This is a genomic window from Bacillus sp. VT 712 (assembly GCF_001614195.1).
Taxonomy (GTDB): Bacteria; Bacillota; Bacilli; order Bacillales; family Bacillaceae_H; genus Priestia; species Priestia flexa.
Genome location: NZ_LWBK01000037.1, coordinates 1 through 19,100 on the forward strand (window position 1 = coordinate 1; position 19,100 = coordinate 19,100).

16 protein-coding genes and 1 pseudogene are annotated in these 19,100 nt (G+C 37.6%); 10 read left to right on the top strand and 7 right to left on the bottom strand.

The features are described from left to right. Window positions 1-239: 239 nt before the first annotated feature. The gene (locus A2U94_RS16020) at window positions 240-1,364 is read right to left on the bottom strand and encodes an ROK family transcriptional regulator (RefSeq protein ID WP_025910239.1); all 1,125 of its coding nucleotides are present in this window, start codon (window positions 1,362-1,364) and stop codon (window positions 240-242) included. Window positions 1,365-1,592: 228 nt separating this feature from the next. Here A2U94_RS16020 and A2U94_RS16025 point away from each other — a divergent pair, with 228 nt between their 5' ends. From A2U94_RS16025 to A2U94_RS16035, 3 genes are read left to right on the top strand one after another with little or no spacing between them, the layout of a single operon-like run. Beyond that, on the top strand, window positions 1,593-2,369 hold the full coding sequence (locus tag A2U94_RS16025; protein ID WP_025910238.1) for an SDR family oxidoreductase: 777 nt from the start codon (window positions 1,593-1,595) through the stop codon (window positions 2,367-2,369). Window positions 2,370-2,410: 41 nt separating this feature from the next. Continuing rightward, window positions 2,411-3,973: an FGGY-family carbohydrate kinase gene (locus tag A2U94_RS16030; protein WP_025910237.1), complete on the top strand. Its 1,563-nt coding sequence runs from the start codon at window positions 2,411-2,413 to the stop codon at window positions 3,971-3,973. A gap of 18 nt (window positions 3,974-3,991) precedes the next feature. After that, complete coding sequence (locus tag A2U94_RS16035; protein ID WP_025910235.1) at window positions 3,992-5,338, top strand: MFS transporter; 1,347 nt, start codon at window positions 3,992-3,994, stop codon at window positions 5,336-5,338. A gap of 513 nt (window positions 5,339-5,851) precedes the next feature. On the opposite strand, the gene A2U94_RS20810 is transcribed toward A2U94_RS16035, so the two are convergent. Beyond that, window positions 5,852-6,070, bottom strand: coding sequence for a UPF0715 family protein (locus A2U94_RS20810; RefSeq protein ID WP_231882772.1), 219 nt, complete (start codon window positions 6,068-6,070; stop codon window positions 5,852-5,854). 436 nt (window positions 6,071-6,506) lie between these two features. Here A2U94_RS20810 and A2U94_RS16040 point away from each other — a divergent pair, with 436 nt between their 5' ends. The 3 genes from A2U94_RS16040 (at window position 6,507) to A2U94_RS16050 (ending at window position 9,925) form a co-directional block, all read left to right on the top strand. Beyond that, window positions 6,507-8,582, top strand: coding sequence for a DNA topoisomerase III (locus A2U94_RS16040; protein ID WP_025910233.1), 2,076 nt, complete (start codon window positions 6,507-6,509; stop codon window positions 8,580-8,582). Window positions 8,583-8,669: 87 nt separating this feature from the next. Next, on the top strand, window positions 8,670-9,131 hold the full coding sequence (locus tag A2U94_RS16045) for a YrvL family regulatory protein (protein WP_025910232.1): 462 nt from the start codon (window positions 8,670-8,672) through the stop codon (window positions 9,129-9,131). Between the two features lie 101 nt (window positions 9,132-9,232). After that, window positions 9,233-9,925, top strand: coding sequence for a metallophosphoesterase (locus tag A2U94_RS16050; RefSeq protein WP_025910231.1), 693 nt, complete (start codon window positions 9,233-9,235; stop codon window positions 9,923-9,925). Window positions 9,926-9,939: 14 nt separating this feature from the next. Here A2U94_RS16050 and A2U94_RS16055 read toward each other — a convergent pair whose 3' ends face one another. Together A2U94_RS16055 and A2U94_RS16060 are read right to left on the bottom strand one after the other, a co-directional pair. Further along, window positions 9,940-10,266 carry a YflT domain-containing protein gene (locus A2U94_RS16055; protein ID WP_025910230.1) on the bottom strand — a complete coding sequence of 109 codons (327 nt, stop codon included), beginning with the start codon at window positions 10,264-10,266 and terminating at the stop codon, window positions 9,940-9,942. Between the two features lie 48 nt (window positions 10,267-10,314). Then, complete coding sequence (locus A2U94_RS16060) at window positions 10,315-10,959, bottom strand: DUF3231 family protein (RefSeq protein ID WP_231882773.1); 645 nt, start codon at window positions 10,957-10,959, stop codon at window positions 10,315-10,317. Between the two features lie 179 nt (window positions 10,960-11,138). On the opposite strand from A2U94_RS16060, the gene recQ reads away from it, so the two are divergent. Together recQ and A2U94_RS16070 are read left to right on the top strand one after the other, a co-directional pair. Beyond that, window positions 11,139-13,292: a DNA helicase RecQ gene (gene recQ / locus A2U94_RS16065; protein ID WP_025910229.1), complete on the top strand. Its 2,154-nt coding sequence runs from the start codon at window positions 11,139-11,141 to the stop codon at window positions 13,290-13,292. Window positions 13,293-13,753: 461 nt separating this feature from the next. Then, complete coding sequence (locus tag A2U94_RS16070) at window positions 13,754-14,674, top strand: 1,4-dihydroxy-2-naphthoate polyprenyltransferase (RefSeq protein WP_035320879.1); 921 nt, start codon at window positions 13,754-13,756, stop codon at window positions 14,672-14,674. Between the two features lie 27 nt (window positions 14,675-14,701). Here the strand turns inward: A2U94_RS16070 and A2U94_RS16075 are convergent, their stop codons facing one another. After that, complete coding sequence (locus A2U94_RS16075) at window positions 14,702-15,880, bottom strand: alanyl-tRNA editing protein (RefSeq protein WP_025910225.1); 1,179 nt, start codon at window positions 15,878-15,880, stop codon at window positions 14,702-14,704. Window positions 15,881-15,989: 109 nt separating this feature from the next. Next, window positions 15,990-16,850 carry a manganese catalase gene (locus tag A2U94_RS16080; protein WP_025910223.1) on the bottom strand — a complete coding sequence of 287 codons (861 nt, stop codon included), beginning with the start codon at window positions 16,848-16,850 and terminating at the stop codon, window positions 15,990-15,992. Window positions 16,851-17,000: 150 nt separating this feature from the next. On the opposite strand from A2U94_RS16080, the gene A2U94_RS16085 reads away from it, so the two are divergent. Then, window positions 17,001-17,375, top strand: a complete 375-nt coding sequence (locus A2U94_RS16085) for a PH domain-containing protein (protein ID WP_025910221.1) — start codon at window positions 17,001-17,003, stop codon at window positions 17,373-17,375. Window positions 17,376-17,389: 14 nt separating this feature from the next. Continuing rightward, window positions 17,390-17,890 (top strand): annotated as a pseudogene (locus A2U94_RS16090) (ABC transporter ATP-binding protein); the annotation flags it as partial. Between the two features lie 327 nt (window positions 17,891-18,217). Here A2U94_RS16090 and A2U94_RS16095 read toward each other — a convergent pair. Beyond that, entirely contained in the window at window positions 18,218-19,096 is an 879-nt protein-coding gene (locus A2U94_RS16095) for a LysR family transcriptional regulator (RefSeq protein ID WP_025910220.1), read from the bottom strand. Window positions 19,097-19,100 lie beyond the last annotated feature (4 nt).

The following is a 19,100-nucleotide window of genomic DNA, read 5'->3' on the forward strand; positions in this document are numbered from 1 at the left end:
CGTACTTACAAATTAGTCGTTTACTGAAGGCAGCTCCATGGAAATCCGCTCACTTATGGCTACGAAAAATCGCAGGAAAAGCGGTCCCATAAAGGGTTTCCCGCCTCTGTCACACTCGTCAACAGTTATAGTAAAAAAATGGATGTTTACTACCTCTGTTCAAGAGTATTCGTTTTTCTTTATAAAAGGAAAAATAAGAAAACAGAAAATTCGGTTAAAATTTATGCGACGCTAGTGAATTAAATTGTATTTAAAAAAGATTGAACGAATGGTATAGCAGCACCTATAGGAACTCCATTTTCAGGCGAACGGCTAATATGAATAAAGGCCTCATTACTTGGAAATGGGGTTTTATCATAAATTTTTTTGTGAAGAAATTCAATGTCTTTTTCTTTTAAGTAAGGAGATATATGTCCACCTAGAATAAACTCTCTGTTAATAACAAGATGAATATTATTGATTGAAAATGCTAAAACATCTAAAAATGAAGTCCACCTCTCTTGATAGGAAGTGTTCCCAGATCGTAATTCTTTAAAGAAGAATTCTAGTGATTCATCTTCTTCTAACAGGGCACTAACAGAACAAAATGTTTCCATACACCCTTTTTTTCCACAGTAACATGGGTCTCCATGAGGGTCGATCGTCATATGTTCTACCGTACCGCTATGCCCTTCTCTTCCCATATAAATTTGATTATTTATAATAAGAGCCCCCCCAAGATGGGTACCTATTGACAAATAGATAATGTCTCCAATATCATTTCTAATCCACAGTTCTGTAGTAGCTGCACACTTTGCATCATGGAAAAACACACAAGGATAATCTAGATGCTGTGAAAATACCTGAATATCTAAACCTGTACAGTTTAATATTTTTCCATATGTAATACTCTTACCATCAGTTGATGTTAAAGCTTGTACTGCAAAACCAATACCAAGAACTTGCTCTTTTTCCACATTAAGAGACGAGATAAAATCATCTACAGCATCGCTAACTTCTTTGAAATAACGGTCTGTATTTGAATATTTGATTGATAGTTTCGTTTTTTTAAATGTAATACCAAGCAAATCAATTGCTAAAATGCAAACTGTCTTTTTGAGAATTTCAACACCAATACTAATACGAGCCTGTGGGCATATTGCATAAGCAACTGCACGTCTACCAACAGAGGATTCAAACTGTCCACTCTTTTCAATTAATTTTTCCTTTTCCAAACGAACTAAATTCTGGGTTACAGTTGGTAAACTCAGATGAAGTTGGTTCGCAATTTCTTGTTTGGAGAGTCTCTCGTTTTGATAAATAAGGTGGTAGATCGCCGAGTAATTACTTTTCTTTATATCTTTAAATGTAATGTTATTATCCATGAAAGAACCTCATTATATAAAAAAATTTTATAAAATTTCTTCTTTTAACTTCAATTAAAATATATCACAGAAGCTGATGCAATAACAACTTTCGCAAAGTAAGTGAAGGGTAAATTTACCTTTTTCTATTTCTTTATATTGACTCATACATAAAAAGGATATATTATATAAAGTAGTTTTATAAATTTATTTTATAAAACTACTTTATTTAAAGTGGGGGAATTAAATATGGGGATCATTGAAAAAATGAGATTAGATGAAAAGAAAATTTTTGTCACAGGTGGAGCAAGAGGTATTGGAAAGAGTGTTGCAATCGCTTTTGCTGAAGCAGGAGCCGATGTAGCAATTGTGGATCTGGATTTTGAAGCAGCTCAAAAAACCGCAGCTGAGTTAAAAGAACATCATGAGGTTGAAACGATTGCAATTGAAGCCGATGTCACAAAACCAGAAGATGTAGATAACATGATTGAAAAAATACTTAACGTTTTTGGTCGTATAGATGTTGCCTTCTGTAATGCTGGAATCTGTATGAATGTACCTGCAGAAGAAATGACTTTTAATCAGTGGAAAAAGGTCATTGATATTAATCTAACTGGTGTGTTTTTAACAGCTCAAGCAGCTGGAAAAATAATGTTAAAGCAAGGTGGCGGTTCTATTATTAATACGGCTTCTATGTCAGGCCACATTGTGAACGTACCTCAGCCCCAGTGTTCTTATAATGCTTCTAAAGCAGGAGTAATTCAGTTGACAAAATCTCTGGCAGTAGAATGGGCTACAAGAAATGTACGTGTAAATTGTATTAGCCCAGGCTATATGGGTACAGAACTTACATTAAATTCTCCAAGTTTGCTGCCATTAATCGAGCAATGGAATCAAATGGCTCCCCTTAAGAGAATGGGAAGACCAGAAGAACTTCAATCTATATGTGTCTATCTTGCTGGAGATACTAGCAGCTTCACCACAGGAGCAGACTTTGTAGTAGATGGTGCTTTTACTTGTATTTAATAGACTAACAGATTCTAATTTTCAAGATTGGAGGGCTATATATGCATTATTTACTCGGTACAGATATTGGAACATCCGGTACCAAGACAATTTTAATGGATACAGAAGGTAATCTAATTGCCCAAGACTTACAGGAATATGATGTATTAACCCCAAAGCCATTATGGGCTGAACAATGGCCTGAAGTATGGCTTCAGGCTACCAAAACTTCTATTAGAAATACAGTGCAGAAATCAGGGATTGCTGCGGAAAAAATAAAAGGAATTGCTATCAGTGGTTTGTATGGTGGTTCTGGTATTCCTTTGGATGAAAATATGGAACCGGTGAGACCTTGTATGATTTGGATGGATCGTAGAGCAGAAGAAGAAACAAAATGGGTTTTAGATAATATTGGAGAAAAAAGACTTTTAGAAATTACTCACAATGGAGCTGATCCCTATTATGGTTATACCAAAATCTTATGGATGAAAAAGCATGAACCAGAAAACTGGAAAAAGACAAAGCTGTTTTTGCCCCCAAATGATTACGTTATTTATAAACTAACAGGGAAAATTGCGATTGATTATTCTTCTGCAGGAAATATCGGCGGTATTTTTGATATGAACAATAGAAGCTGGTCTAAAGAAATGATGGAAGAGATGGGTATTCCTCTGTCAATGATGCCAGAGAAGATTGTAGAATCAACAGACATTGTCGGTAGATTAACGAAAGAAGCTGCAGTTGAATTAGGGCTTTCCGAAGGAATGCCTGTGATAGCAAGTGGTATTGATTGCGGTGCTGCAAACATTGGACTTGGGGTATTTGAACCAGGTGTTTATGCAGCAGCGATCGGAACTTCAATGTGTGCAGCATTGGTTTCAGACAAACCAGTGAAAGGAAAAGATCTGATTGTTTGGCCATATCTATACGACGCAAAAAGGCTTTCTTATTATTTTGCTGGTGGTGCTACCGCAGGGGCGATTGTAAAATGGTTTCGTCAAACAATGTGCCAATTTGAAGTTGAAGTGGAAAAATCCGGTGGAAAGAATGCCTATGATGTATTAAATGAACAAGCAGAAACCATTCCTGTTGGTAGTGAAGGCCTAATTGTACTTCCTTACTTTATGGGAGAAAGAAGTCCTGTTTGGGATTCAGATGCAAAGGGGACGATTGTGGGACTTTCATTAGCCCATACAAAAGCTCATATTTACCGTGCATTTTTGGAAGCGGTCGCATTTTCTTTGCGAGATGCAATGGAAGCGACTGGAGAAAATTTGGGTAAATCTATCCTGCTTGCTGGGGGAGTAACAAAATCAAAATTGTGGAGACAAATCTTTGCTGATGTAACTGGCTATCCGATTGTTTGTCCAATACATGATGTAGAGGCAAATATGGGAGATGTCATGCTAGCTGGAATTGGAACAGGGCTGTTATCTTATGAAGATGTGAAACAATGGCAAGTGTTAGATGAAAAAATCATGCCAAATAAGAAGAGTCATGAGAAGTATAATGACTATTACAAGGTTTACAAATCTATATACAATAATTTAAAAAATGATATGAGAACGCTAACAAGGCTTTCATTCGAAAACTATGAAGATCCTATACTACAAAAAACAATTTAAAATTGTGGGGTAATACACATGGATAAATGGAAAAAGAGAATTGGATATGGTGTTGGCGATTTAGGATGCAATTTGGTATTTAGCACAATGGCATCTTACCTTTTGTTTTTTTATACCGATGTTTTTGGAATAACAGCCGCAGTGGCTGGTACTTTAATGTTAGTAACAAAAATAATTGATGCTTTTGCAGATATTGGGATGGGGGTGTTGGTTGATAGAACGCATACGAAATGGGGTCAAGGAAGACCCTATTTCCTGATAGGAGCTATTCCTTTTGCTCTATTTACTATAGTGACTTTTATTGTTCCTGATTTCAATATGATGGGGAAAATTATTTGGGCCTATGCCACTTATTGTTTGTTGAACATTGCTTATACAGTGGTAAATATACCACTGAATACAATTGTACCAAGGTTAACTTCAGATAACCATGAACGAAATTGGTTAGTGTCGACAAGAATGATTTGTGCATTGATTGGAACTGCTTTAGTAATGTCCATTACAACGCCACTAGTAAAATTTTTCGGACATGGAGATCCACAAAAAGGATTTTTAATTACGATGAGCATTTATGCCATTGCAGCAATGTTAATATTTGTGTTCACTTTTATGAATACGAAAGAGGTTGTTCCACCGTCGACTCAACCAGGGAAATCCTCTTTTAAACAAGATTTTAAAGGGTTAACGGACCAAGCATTTATTTTTTTTATTGTGAATTTTCTCTATTTCGCCCTTTTTGTCATAAGAAATACGACTGTAATCTATTACTTTACGTATAATCTTGGACATGAAGGCTGGTTAACTTTCGTTGGTCTATTCGGAATTCTATCAGGGCTACCCATGTTAATTATTTTACCTTGGCTTCAAAAAAAGATGACAAAGAAGAATGTATTGCTTATGAGTACTGCCATTTATATTATCGGAGATTTAGTAATATATCTCGGAAAATCTTCCCCTTTTTTACTCATAGCAGGACTAGCGATAACCGGACTCGGAATTTATGGTATCTTTGGCATCACATTTGCGATTCAACCAGACATTATCGATTATTCAGAGTACAAAAATCATAGAAGTATTGCGGGTATGATTGCTGCTTTTCAAGGTTTTTTTGTAAAAGTAAGTCTCGGACTGGGAAGTGCGTTCGTAGGAGTTATTCTAAAAATGGGTGGTTATGTGCCAAATGCTATACAAAGTTCAACCACTTTAACCTATATTGAACTTGTTTTTATATGGGTACCCTTGGCTATTTGTTTACTTATCGGAATAACAATGTGGTTTTATAACCTCGATGCTAAGCGTGCAGCAATGGATGTTGAACTTGAGCGTCGACGCTCATTAACTAACGAAAAAGTTATAAATCTTTAATAGAACACATTCATTGAAATCAGGATAAACAGGGCTGAAAAAATTTTATAGAAGTAGCGATCAACCTACGTTAATTGGGATTAATTTAACAAAATAAGATTTAATTCAATAGAGAGCTATATAGAACTTAATCAGGGTCTCTTATTTTCCGAAATATAAACAAATAATTGAAAGCGTTTTAAAAATTATTTAATAGCTTTCTTGAACCGGATTTAAAAAGAGTTTTTATATAAAAAGCTTTGCGAAATATGGTATGTTTCTCTTATGGTAGACAAGTAAAAGAAAGCAATCTATTCTGTATACTACCGAGGGGATTTTTATGAGGAAAAAGAGAAGAACCATTCGGGAGGAATATTGCGCTATTGATTGAATAGGCTTAGTATTCATTTTAGAGCTCACTTTTTATAAGTGAGCTTCTTTACTTTCGATAACATGAATTATGGTGACTTGAATTTAATGAAAATCCATCAATAATCAGTTCTATATAAATTAGTTAAGGAATTAGTCTCAATTTTAATAATAAGGATACTCATCCCTGTTCATAATAATAGAATCCCAAAACCAGTATATAACTGCTGCGCTTACTGCAAATGCCAAGATGACACCATGATTGTTAATTGGAGTAGACCAATTTCCTTTAAGCTTATAGGAAACATAAAGAAATAGAGTAGCTATCAAACAGTAAATTAACAAGTAGAGGATATTAAATTTCTTAGGCCATTTATTTAACAATACTTGTAGTGGTACTGCTATTAGAGAATAAGGAATTAGCGTGATAAGTGAAAGTCTCCTTAAATGTCACCGATTGAGCATCTCCTTTTTGTCTACAATAAAGAATTTACTGTTACTATAATATATGAGCGATAAGTAAACACTGCTTACAGTAAATAATGTTAAACCCGACATAAAATCATAGATCAGTCTTGAGGCAAGTTAAGAAGGTGATTGTAGGAAGTAAAGAGAAGAAAATAGTATGGACACTATAAATAAAAAAAGAGATAGAATGAGATTTTATATACAGTTAGCCATTCGTCTTTTGACGGATGGCTTTTACTATGGTTTTTTTATTTATAATAGACTATAAAATTATTATGTAAACTTATCTAATCATACACAAACAATCATAATACATGTATAATGGAACAAGTGAATTGGAGGTATACATAAAATGAAATCACTTGTATTAGCAGAAAAGCCAAGCGTTGCGCGAGATTTAGCACGTGTACTTGGCTGCACTCAAACGAAAAAAGGCTATATTGAAGGACCTGAATATGTCGTAACATGGGCATTAGGTCATTTGGTTGAATTGCAAACACCAGAAGATTATGATAATCAATATAAAACGTGGCGAATGGAAGATTTACCGATTATGCCAGAGAAAATGAAACTGAAGGTGATTAAAAAAACAAGCCCACAGTTTCGAACAGTTTCTCAACTGGCTAAACGTAGCGACATCAAAGAGTTAATTATTGCAACAGATGCAGGGCGCGAAGGAGAGCTTGTTGCGAGATGGATCATGGAAAAAGTAAGATGGAACAAGCCATTTAGACGCTTGTGGATTTCATCTCAAACAGATAAAGCGATTAAGCAAGGGTTTCGAGAACTAAAGCCTGGAAAAGAGTTTAATCGCCTGTATGATTCAGCTGTTTGTCGCTCAGAAGCAGATTGGCTAATTGGCCTCAACGTTACCCGTGCGCTAACAACAAAGTATGAAGAGCCTTTATCAGCAGGAAGGGTACAAACTCCAACTCTAGCCATGATTATCGAAAAGGAACAGCAAATTCAAGCATTCAAGCCGCAGCCGTACTGGACGTTAACCGCAGTTTTACCTGGGTTTGAAGCAAAGTGGCAAGGCGGCCAAGAAAAGCGCATTTTTAATGAAGAAAAAGCAAAAGAACTTCGTGATAAACTTGCGGGTGAAGCCATAATTAAGCATGTCAAAAAGAAAGTAATGAAAGAAGCACAGCCTCTTCCATACGATTTAAATGAACTGCAGCGAGATGCTAACAAGCGCTTCGGATTTTCAGCTAAAAAGACGTTAAACGTGTTACAAAAATTATATGAGCAACACAAGCTCGTAACCTACCCACGAACAGATTCTCGCTACCTCACAACGGATATGGTTGGAACGATGAAAGAGCGATTAGAAGCCGTATCAGGTGCCTATAAAGAAGAAGTGAGGCCACTGATTGCTAAAAATGCACAGCTGCCAAAACGCGTAGTGAACAATGAAAAAGTCAGCGATCACCATGCGATTATCGTAACCGACCAGCCTGTCTTCTTGCAGGATTTATCTTCGGATGAGCGCAAACTGTATGATTTAATTGCTAAGCGCTTCATGGCACTATTTTACCCTGCGTACGAATTTGAAACGGTAAAAGTAGAGCTTGAAGCGAACGGAGAGCAGCTTGTAGCACAAGGAAAACGAGTGATAAACCTTGGATTTAAACAAGTAACTAATAGTGATTTAGAAGAGGCATCGTTACCTCATTTACAAGAAGGCGCTGCTTTATCCATTAAATCGGTTGAAATGAAGCATGCTTTAACAGAACCACCTCTTCGTCATTCAGAAGCGGATTTACTTGCTCAAATGGAAAAGCATAATCTTGGAACGCCAGCAACTCGTGCTGATATTATTGAGAAGCTATTACAAAATGAGTCCATTGATCGACAAAATAACCGTCTGCATCCGACGCCAAAAGGAAAGCAGCTTATTTCGCTTGTAGCAGATGAACTAAAATCACCTGATTTAACAGCCAAATGGGAACGAGAGCTAGAAGCAATTGCAAAAGGAAAAGGAAACGCAAAAGAATTTTTAGCTAACATTCGCAAGCAAACAGCAAAGCTTGTGCAGCAGGTAAAAACGAGTGAAGAAACGTATAAGCCTCATAACTTAACAGGATCAAAATGTCCAGAATGTGGCTCATTCTTAAAAGAGAAAAAGACAAAGCAAGGGAGAGTACTTGTTTGCTCTAGCCTTGAATGTAGCTACCGACGTTCTAAAGATCCAAAGTTATCCAATCGTCGCTGTCCACAGTGCCATAAAAAGATGGAAATTCACGACGGAAAAGCAGGTAAGTATTTCCAATGTCGTCAGTGTCAAGTTGTTGAAAAAGCAGAAGACAAAAAGAAAAAAATGACGAAGCGAGAAGAAAGAAAACTGCTTAATAAATACAGTGACGACAGTGACTTTGGCTCAAGCTTAGGGGATGCATTAAAGCAAGCGCTGAAGAAAAAAGAGTGACAAGAAAGAAGGAGCTAGATTTTTCTAGCCCTTTTTTTGTTGGTTTTTGGTATAATTTAACTTAACCCTAACAGTAAAGGAGATAGAATGAGAAAACAAAAGAAAAAAGAAGATATGATGTCCAAGGTAATTGCGATTTCATTCGTTACGCTAATTATCATCGTAGCGCTTGTTGTTATCGCAGGAGTATACTTTTTTGGTCTCTTAGGCATATTTAAATTTGTGGGAGTTACGTATACAACAACAGGTGCTTTTTTATGGTTTGTTTTGCTTGTACTGATTGTTGGAAGCATAGTAGATTTACTTTCTAGAGCGCTGATTTCACTATTTAAACCCTTCGCTACATCAGCTTTAAGCCGCTTCATTTTAATTGCCACTATCGACATTTGGTTCTCTTGGTTTGCTGTTTACACAGCGGATACATTCGTTAAAGGAATTACGCTATCCTTTGGTGCTGAATTTATCTTAGCTTCCATTTTGTTTATCATTGATTATGGGCTCGACCTCAAGGTTGGGAGCGTAAAAGTAAAGATTGAAAACAATACATAAAATCTTGTGATTAAAAAAGTCGCTAGCGGCTTTTTTAGCGAGTTCAAAACCAACTGGCCTATGCGTATAATAGATTCATGAAGTAAAAAGGAGAGGGCAGCGTGAGAAAATTTGCAATAAGTGATATTCACGGCAGTTATTATGAAATGATGCGTTTATTAGAGGCGGTGAAATTTAACCCAAACATAGATCAGCTCGTAATCGTAGGAGATATGATTAATCGTGGTCCCTATAGCGGTGAAGTTTTAAAAGAAATAAAAAGATTAAATGAAGCGTATGAACACGTTCACGTCACAATCGGAAATCATGAAGAAATGATGCTTTGGTATATTGAAGGTAAAAATCCGATGTGGTCGCAGTTTGGTGGGCAACGTTCTTCGAGCACCATTATTGAAGCATTTGGGAAACAGGGTATTGATGAAGCCATTCAGTGGGTAAAAGACCTACCTCTTATTTTTGAAGATAATGAATACGTTTATGCGCATGCTGGCTTTCAACTACCTTATAAAACTGCTTTTATTAATAGAAGCAACTTGTGGTTACCCCGCAAAGAGTTTTATCAAACGCCAATTAATCGCCTCCTGCAAGAAACAAACGGTAAACCTGTTGTCCACGGACATACGCCGGCACCGAACGTAGCGTTTGACGGGGCGAGAATTGGAATCGACCTCGGAGCTCAGGTTGTGAGCAAAGGGAGATTAGCATGTGTAGAATTAACAACTTCAAGCGTTTGGGAATATGATTTCACATTGAAAACGATTAAGGAAAAACAGGTAAAAAGACGCGACTACTAGTCGCGTCTTTTTAATTATGCACTTTTACTGGCCACGACTAAAACGCGACCCTTGTCCAATTCTTCTTCATACTTTTCAGCCTCTACTTGAGATAACCCAAGCGATTCCATTTTTGAACGAAGCTCATCTCCTCGTGAACGGAAAATGTTTGCGACTGAATCAGTTAGTCCTTGTTCTGATAATCCAATGTTGTTTACATCCGTTGCGTCTGTTAAATGCTTGGAGCGTTCTTTGTGATGTGCGAGCAAATAAACTTCATCTTTCGTATATCCACTTCGTAAGAATTGATCAATCGTTTCTTTTGCCTGAACACCATTTTCGACTACTTTTACGTTTGTCATTTGTAAAACCTCCTAGTTTTAGTACGTGCAACGTGCTAATGGTTAAGTTCATTCGTTCTTTAAGGAGAATATCAATCTCCTTGCTATGTATATAGACGTTTTGGAGAAAGTTAAACCAAAAATGTCGAAAAAATTTACACATGTGAATTTAAGAACCTGGAGGAGTGTAGCTTGGCGGTTTTTTAACCAGCCTTTTTCCCGCTGTGTTTCTTTTACCTTAAAGCCAAAGGCAACCTTTTCACTATGAAACTTTAGCCAGAGCATACCAACATCATTACGGATGGATTGACTAATGTTTGTACTGCACATAATGATGTTCGAAGCAACAGATTCTGCCATTAAATTAGCAATTTCAGAATCTGTTGCGCGTACAACCAGAGGTATTTGGTGAGGATCAGATTTTGGTTTTGGAGCTGGAATATCAGAAAGTGGTATCCCTTCTTGTAGCATGAATTCCTTGAGCTTATCTCGCTGAGTCAAAGCTAACAGTTTTGATTCATGAGCAAGTTCTAATAGCGTTTTATCTGTTGTTGTATGTAAAGACGTTTCAACGGCCGGTATTTCTTCGGTAAGCGTAGTAAAATAAAGCCAGCATCCCATAGCTTCTCCTATATGTAATGGTTCGTGCTTGTTGGTGTTAATTGTTTTTAAATACGTTGTTAATGCTTCAATAGTGTGAATCAATGCAATCAATTATTTTGCATTTTTTGTATATTTAAATTATTTCCTTTTTAAGAAATAATACTCACTTTGTCTAAAGAAACAAAAGATTTTCTAGGAACTCCTAGTACTTTTTGATAAAATGAATCCATTACCCACAAGATAATTTCTTCGCTTATTCCCCGATATGTATTTTGTAAGGAGGAGTTTCTTTGTTATTTGAAAAAGCGTTATCACAGTTGAAAACTTATTTTGGCTACGACAGCTTCCGCCAAGGGCAAGAGCAGACGATACGTCATATTTTAGAAGGTCATAATACCGCTTGTATCATGCCTACAGGTGGAGGGAAGTCCATTTGTTATCAAATCCCATCACTTTTATTAGAAGGAACAACAATCGTTATTTCGCCACTGATTTCCCTAATGAAGGATCAGGTGGACGCGCTGAATGAAGCTGGAATATCAGCAACGTATATTAACAGCTCACTCACATCGTCAGAAGTGGAAGAGAGATTAGAAGAAGTTTCTCTTGGTGTGTATAAACTTTTATACATAGCACCGGAACGCCTAGAGTCACCGTTTTTCTTTGAGCAACTTAAATCGTTACCTATCCCTTTAATCGCGGTTGATGAAGCACACTGTATTTCACAGTGGGGCCATGATTTTAGGCCTAGCTATCTACGAATTAGCAGCTTAATTTCCGAGCTACCGAGCAAGCCAATAGTGGTTGGGCTGACGGCTACTGCTACGCCTCAGGTTCGAGAAGATATTTGTACAGCTTTACAAATTCAGGAACAAAATACGGTCATGACAGGGTTTGAGCGTTCTAATCTGTCGTTTACCGTTGTTAAAGGGCAAGACCGTCTATCTTATATCGATGAGTATGTAAAGAAAAATGAGCAAGAAGCTGGTATTATCTATGCCGCAACGCGCCAAGAAGTGGACAGTTTACATGAACATTTGCAAAGCTTAGGTATACAAGTGGGGAAATATCACGCTGGAATGAGTGCATCAAGTCGAGATCATGAGCAAAACCGCTTTTTACAGGATGACGTAACCCTTATGGTTGCTACCTCTGCTTTCGGAATGGGAATTGACAAGTCCAATATTCGTTTCGTCATTCACTATCAGCTTCCAAAAAACATGGAAAGCTATTATCAAGAAGCGGGTCGCGCAGGGCGAGATGGTTTGCCGAGTGAGTGTATAGTTTTATATTCGGCTCAGGATATTCGCGTTCAGCGCTTTTTAATTGAGCAGTCAACTAACCATTCAGGAAAGCTTGTTCAAGATCTGGAGAAGCTACAGCAAATGGTAAATTATTGTCACACAGAAGAATGTTTGCAGGCATACATTTTACACTACTTTGGTGAAGAGGAAGCTCATGCTTGCGGTCGCTGTAGCAACTGTACAGATACTCGTACAGCTGTTGATGTAACGGTTGATACACAAAAGGTTTTATCTTGTATGATTCGAATGGGAGAGCGTTTTGGTAAGACAATGATTGCTCAAGTATTAACGGGTTCTAAAAACAAAAAGATTCTAGACTTTCGCTTTGACCAACTCTCTACCTATGGAGTAATGAGCAAGCAGTCGTTAAAAGAAGTAAGTGAGTTTATCGAATTTCTTATTTCAGAGCAGTATATTTTGGTTGGACAAGGGTCTTTTCCAACTCTTTCTGTCGCAGCTAAGGGAAAAGGGGTACTTCTTGGTGAAGAAAAAGTAATGAGAAAAGAACAAATTCAAGTGAATCAGCTTGTGCAGGATGATGAGCTGTTTATGCACCTGCGCGCTTTACGAAAAGAAATAGCCGAGCTTGAAAACGTTCCTCCTTTTGTTATTTTTTCAGACGATACGCTTCGGGATATGTGTGCAAAGCTTCCTGAGACTGTATCTGAGTTTGAGAATGTAAAAGGAGTAGGTTCCCAAAAGCTCGATAAGTATGGAGATCGCTTTATTAAAGCGATTGTGAGCTTTTGCGCTGAACACCCTGACCGGGAGAGGCAGATCATTGAAGTACAGAGGGAAAAAAAAGCAAAAAGTGCATCTAAGCAAGGGTCTCATCTAGAGTCTTATCAAATGTGGAGAGAGGGTTCCTCCATTCAAGAGATTGCAGCAAAGCGAGAATTAAGTACGCAAACAGTTGAAAATCATTTATTTAAATGTGCCGAAGAAGGTTACGAAATAGATTGGCATACCATTTTAACAACTAAACAGCAAGAGCTTGTCAACGAAGCGGTTGAATTGGTCGGAGATGATAAGCTAAAGCCAATTAAAGAAGCCGTACCTGAAGAGGTTACGTATTTTATGATCAAGGTCGCTTTATTTTTGCGTCGTATGAACAAAGAAGAGAGACTGAGACATAAGTAGTTCAGCCCCTACTATACCTGAACGATTGAGAGTTCACAACTTTTAATCGTTCGGGCTTTTTGTTGATTGGGAAAAACCGTTTGGAAAGCGAGTGGCCGTAGCGCAATGGAACGAACGTGTTCAGAAAAACTAAAGAGATGGGAACAGCTAGTGTTCGTCTTTTAGAAGCAATCATTTTGTTATGTCCCAAACTCTTTTACATGTAGTGCTTTGCGACAGACGTTGACCAACTTCCAATCGTTATTTTTTTGATATAATTCTATGTCGAATGTGTGAACTTTTTGTTATAATGGATAGGCGTTGAATAGGAAAAGCTGTACCAGATAATAAAAAGTAGTATTAAAATAAAAACGTTTACTTGTTTTTTAGAAATATGTAAGCTGTGTATGGTCGCTTTCTACAATTATCAACTAGAAAGAGAAAGGTGACATGTTCACTTTTAAAATGAAAGGAAGAGGATGATGAGTCAAACGAGTTACGCTCAACCTAAAAGACCGCTAAAAACAGTACTGTGGCAGTTAACTCGTCCCCATACATTAACAGCTTCGTTTGTACCGGTGTTAATTGGAACAGTGATGGCAATGTATGTTGGACAAGTTGATGTATGGTTATTTTTAGCCATGCTTTTTGCGTGTTTGTTTATTCAAATCGCGACGAACTTATTTAATGAATACTATGATTTTAAAAGAGGGCTAGATACGGAAGACTCAGTAGGGATTGGCGGTGCCATTGTGCGCGATGGAATGAAGCCGAAAACCGTGTTGCAGCTTGCCTTAGCTTGCTATGGACTTTCTTTATTATTAGGTGTTTACATCTGTATGAGCAGTACATGGTGGTTAGCGCTTGTCGGACTATTCGGTATGGCAATTGGGTATTTATATACAGGAGGACCACTGCCGATTGCTTATACACCTTTTGGAGAGCTGTTTGCGGGTGTATGTATGGGGGCTCTGTTTATTTTAATTTCTTTTTATATTCAAACGGACTTCATAACGACAGAAAGTATTCTTGTTTCAATTCCTATTGCTTTTTTAGTTGGGGCAATTAACTTATCAAATAATATTCGTGATATCGAAGAAGACACAAAAGGCGGACGTAAAACACTAGCCATTTTACTAGGCGAAAAGAAAGCAGTTTATTTTCTTGGATTTTTATTTGTTATTTCATATATTTGGATTGTTGTTCTTGTCATAACAGGAGTGGTTGGTGCATTTGCGCTGTTAGTTTTCTTAAGTATCCCAAAACCAATTAGAGCTATTAAAGGATTTGTGTCGGGTACGCCACCGATGAATATGATTGTTGCAATGAAATCTACTGCGCAAACAAATACATTCTTCGGACTATTGTTGTCAGTTGGATTGTTTATTAGCTATTACTTATAAAAAAACCACGCTTAACGCGTGGTTTTTTTATACTTTTTGTAAGTATTCTTGGAGATAGGAGATAAAGTGGTTACGATCTTCCATCGTTGAAAACTGCGCCTGCGCTTGGTTTATACCTCCGCCACCTTTTCCATTAAATCGATTAAGATGCTCTTTAAAGAGGTTTCCGCTGTGAATTCTATCGGTACTATGTGCTAATATAACTTTTGGTTCTAAAGAGGAGGAGAAAATACCAATCATATTCTCAGTTTGAAGCAGCTGCTTAATAATAGCTTGTCCATCCTTTAACGTTTTATCTTCAAATTCATGAACTAAAACAATACCTTGCTTTTTATCAAGAAGAGATTGAGCTAAATAATGAGCATTTTCAGATTTTAGTACTTCGTTTTGTTTGCTAAGTATTTTGAAATCAGCTTCTAGTTTTTGTAATCTCTCTAAGATAAGCTCACTTTTTGTACTAAAATGGTGGCTGACGTGAGAAAGAATGCGGTGAGTTTGTTCATAATCTTTTAGCGCTCTCATGCCGCATTTGAAAAATAATCGAATTTGTCCTCGCTGTTTTTCAGTTTTCAATAGCTTAATAATACCTAGCTCTCCCGTGCTTCTTACGTGGGTTCCGCAGCACGCTGAAATATCTAGCGTATCAATCTCGACGATTCGAATTTGCTCATCCTCTAAATCAGGCATTTTACGAAGAGAAAGAGTTGATAACTGATCTTGTGATACATAATATGTGCTTAACGGTTTATTCGCATAAATGGCTTTATTTACTGTTTGTTCAATTTCTATTAACGTATCTTCATTAATGGAAGAAACATTTACATCAATTGAAGCGATATCTTTGCCTAAATGAAAACTTACAGTATGTATGTTAAACACATCGCTTAAGATTGCTGAGAGCAAATGTTGCCCTGTATGTTGCTGCATATGATCAAAGCGACGGTTCCAATTAATCTCACACTCTACTCGAGTATTTACTTCTAATAATGTGTCAATTTCGTGGAAGATGGAATGATCTTTTTCCACGACATCTAATACTTTATGACCTGCGATAGTACCAGTATCAGATGGTTGACCACCACCTTCAGGATAAAAAGCAGTTTTGTTTAGCTCAACGTAATAATGATTGTTGCTTTCAAATGCAGATAAAATAGAAGCAGTCCACTTTGTTGTATAAGGGGACGTATAATAAATTCTTTCAATCATTTTGTCATCTCCTGTAAAGAAAAATTCAGTATCTAATTCTTATCCTAACAGAAAGTAAAGAGCAATGATAAAAAAATCTCCATCAACCTGTGATGGAGAAAAGATTTGTTTACATATGTGAAGGAGGAAGTGTATGAGAAGAAGGGCGTAAGTTTTTTGGAAGTGTATTATGAATATAAAAAGGAGCAGGGTTTAAGTTAGGTTTACCACCATATGCTTCAGGCTGCTGCACGTATTGAAACGTTCCAAGGCCATCCATACTCGTACCGCTAGCCCACCGTCCTGTCGCGCTTTTTTCACCCTCAGAAAAATTAAACAACACATACGAAACTTCTTGCTTTTCTAATTCTTTCGGGAAGGTACTAGGCACAACAACGTTTTCTTTTGCTTCTAGTTCTTTAATGGCGGCAATCCACTGATTTTGATGCATAGTATCACGGGCGATGAGCCATGAAAGCATATCTTTTACACCGCGATCGTTTGTTGATTCGTACAATCTAACAACTTGTAAGCGACCTTGAGACTCAGCGTTTAAGTTGGCTCTGAAGTCTGCTAATAGATTTCCACTTGCTGCAATATAACCTGCATTCCATTTGTTACCCATGCTGTCAACTGGCATCGCACCAAGCCCTGAAACAATCGTATGCTGAACGTTCATACCTCCAAGGATAGCTCCAATAACAGGGTCTTGTGCAGCTTTTTCAAGATCTCCTACTGGTGCGCCTTCTAGCAGCCTAGCAATCATAGTGGCGAGCATTTCAATGTGAGCTAACTCCTCTGTTCCAGTATCCATTAACAAATCTTTGTACTTACCGTTTCCTCGAACGTTCCAACCTTGAAACAGATACTGCATGGCAACTGAAATCTCGCCAAACTGTCCACCTAAAACTTCTTGCAGCTGTCTGGCAAAAACGGGATCAGGACGGTCGGGTTTCGAAAGATATTGGAGTTCTTTTTTATGAAAAAACAATGACAACATCCTTTCTTTTTGAATTCACTTTACAATCTATGTAAAAAAAACTGAAACATAACTACATTTGAAACGTATGTAATAGTACCAGCTGTTTATGAACCTATAATATAGGGTAAAAGCAGTAGGAATAGTAAAGGAGTGAATCATATGGGTTTACTAGATGGTTTAATGGGCAATGCATCTGAAGTGAGCGTGTCCTCAGTAGAAAAAGATTTGCGAGACATTTTGGTACAGGGAGAACAGGTAGAGCATGCGTTTAAACTGATCCGAGATATCTTTGTTTTTTCAAACAAGCGATTAATTTTAATTGATAAGCAAGGTGTAACTGGCAAGAAAACCAGCTATCATTCCATTCCATATAGAAATATTACGCACTTTAGCGTCGAAACGGCTGGAACATTTGATTTAGACGCAGAACTTGTTATCTGGGTTTCAAGCTCAACGGCTCCAATCGTAAAAGAGTTTCGTAAAGACAAAAATATTTATGAGGTGCAAAAAGCACTTGCTACGTATGTATTATGACAAAAACAAACCGCTTCTTTCGACGTGAAAGAAGCGGTTTGTTTTTGTCGAAATACTATTTGTTTACTAAGACTATCTACCAAATTGTTGACGAAGCTTTGCGTGCAACGCGTATGGATGCTTTCAGTGAACGTACGCTTGATGCTCTTTCAGGTGGATAACGTCAGCGAGCATGGATTGCGATGGCTCTTGCTCAAGGAACGGACCTTTTGCTGCTCGATGAGCCAACGACGTATCTTGATTTGGCTCACAAAATCGAAGTGTTAGAACTACTGCGTTCGTTGAATCAACAACATAAGCGAACAATTTTGATGGTTCTGCATGACCTAAATCAAGCTGCTCGCTATGGTGATTACTTAATTAGTATCTCTGAAGGAACTATTTATAAGGAAGGTCCACCTGAAGAGGTCTTTACAGAGAAAATGATTGAAGACGTTTTTCGTTTATCTTCAACGATTATTAAAAACCCGGTGGATCAATCTCCAATTTGTATTCCAACAGGCGTGATTAGGTGAAAAAGAGACTGAGACATAAGTAGTTCAGCCTCTACTATACCTGAACGATTGAGAGTTCATAACTTTTAATCGTTCAGGTTTTTTTTGTTGATTGTGAAAACAATGTTGGAAACAGGGTGGAATGGAGCGTAGGACACTCGACTCCTGCGGGAAATAGAGGAAAACGTGAGATCCCGCAGCGCAGCGAGGAAGCTCAGGTTCCTCCCCGCGGAAAGCGAGTGGCCGTAGCGCAATGGAACGAATGTGTTGAGACAAACCAAAGAGATGAGAACAGCTAGTGTTCGTCTTTTAGAAGCAATCATTTTGTTATGTCCCAAACTCTTTTTGTTAGTTAGACGTTAACAGATGTAAAAACAGTTCAACGATTTTATTTTGTCCATTCGTGGTCGGATAAATATACGAAAATTTCCGTTTAAATGGTTCAGTGTCAAGGTTTAAGATAGCTAAATTCCCTTGTGCCACATCTTGTTTTATAGCGGATTTTGAAAGGACCGATAATCCTAAGTTCTGCATAACTGCTTCCTTAACTCCTTGATTGCTGCTGATGGTTAACATGCTCTTCATTTTTAGTCCATTTGAACTCATCATCAGATCAAGATAGGCTCTTGTACCAGACCCTGTTTCGCGCGCAACCCAACCTTCGTTTTGAAGCTCGCTTATTGCAACGTGCTGCTGTGCTGCTAATGGATGAGCCGTACCCGCTACAACCACGAGCTCATCTTCCATAAACGGTTCAATATGGAGCTCATGGTCATCGGTTTGTCCTTCAATTAATCCTACATCTAACTTAAAGTGTCGAACCAGCTGCGCAATTTCCTTTGTGTTGCCAATCGTTACGTTTACGTTGATATCGGGATACTGTGCTTGAAGCTTAGCGAGAAACGAAGGAAGAACGTATTCACCAATTGTGAAGCTAGCTCCAATTGTTAAAGTGCCTTTAACTAAGTGGTGATGTTCATAAATATCTCGCTTCGTGTGCTCGTATATTTGAATCATTTGCTTCGCACGAGTATAAAGGATCTCGCCGCTTGGCGTAATTTTTAATAATTTAGGCGAACGTAAAAACAATGAGGTTTGAAACTCTTTTTCTAAATTTTTTATATGTACGCTTACGCTTGGTTGCGAAATTAACAATTTTTCAGCAGCTTTTGTAAAGCTTTTTTCTTCTACAACCGTCACAAAGGTTCGCAATGCGTCGTAATACATGGTA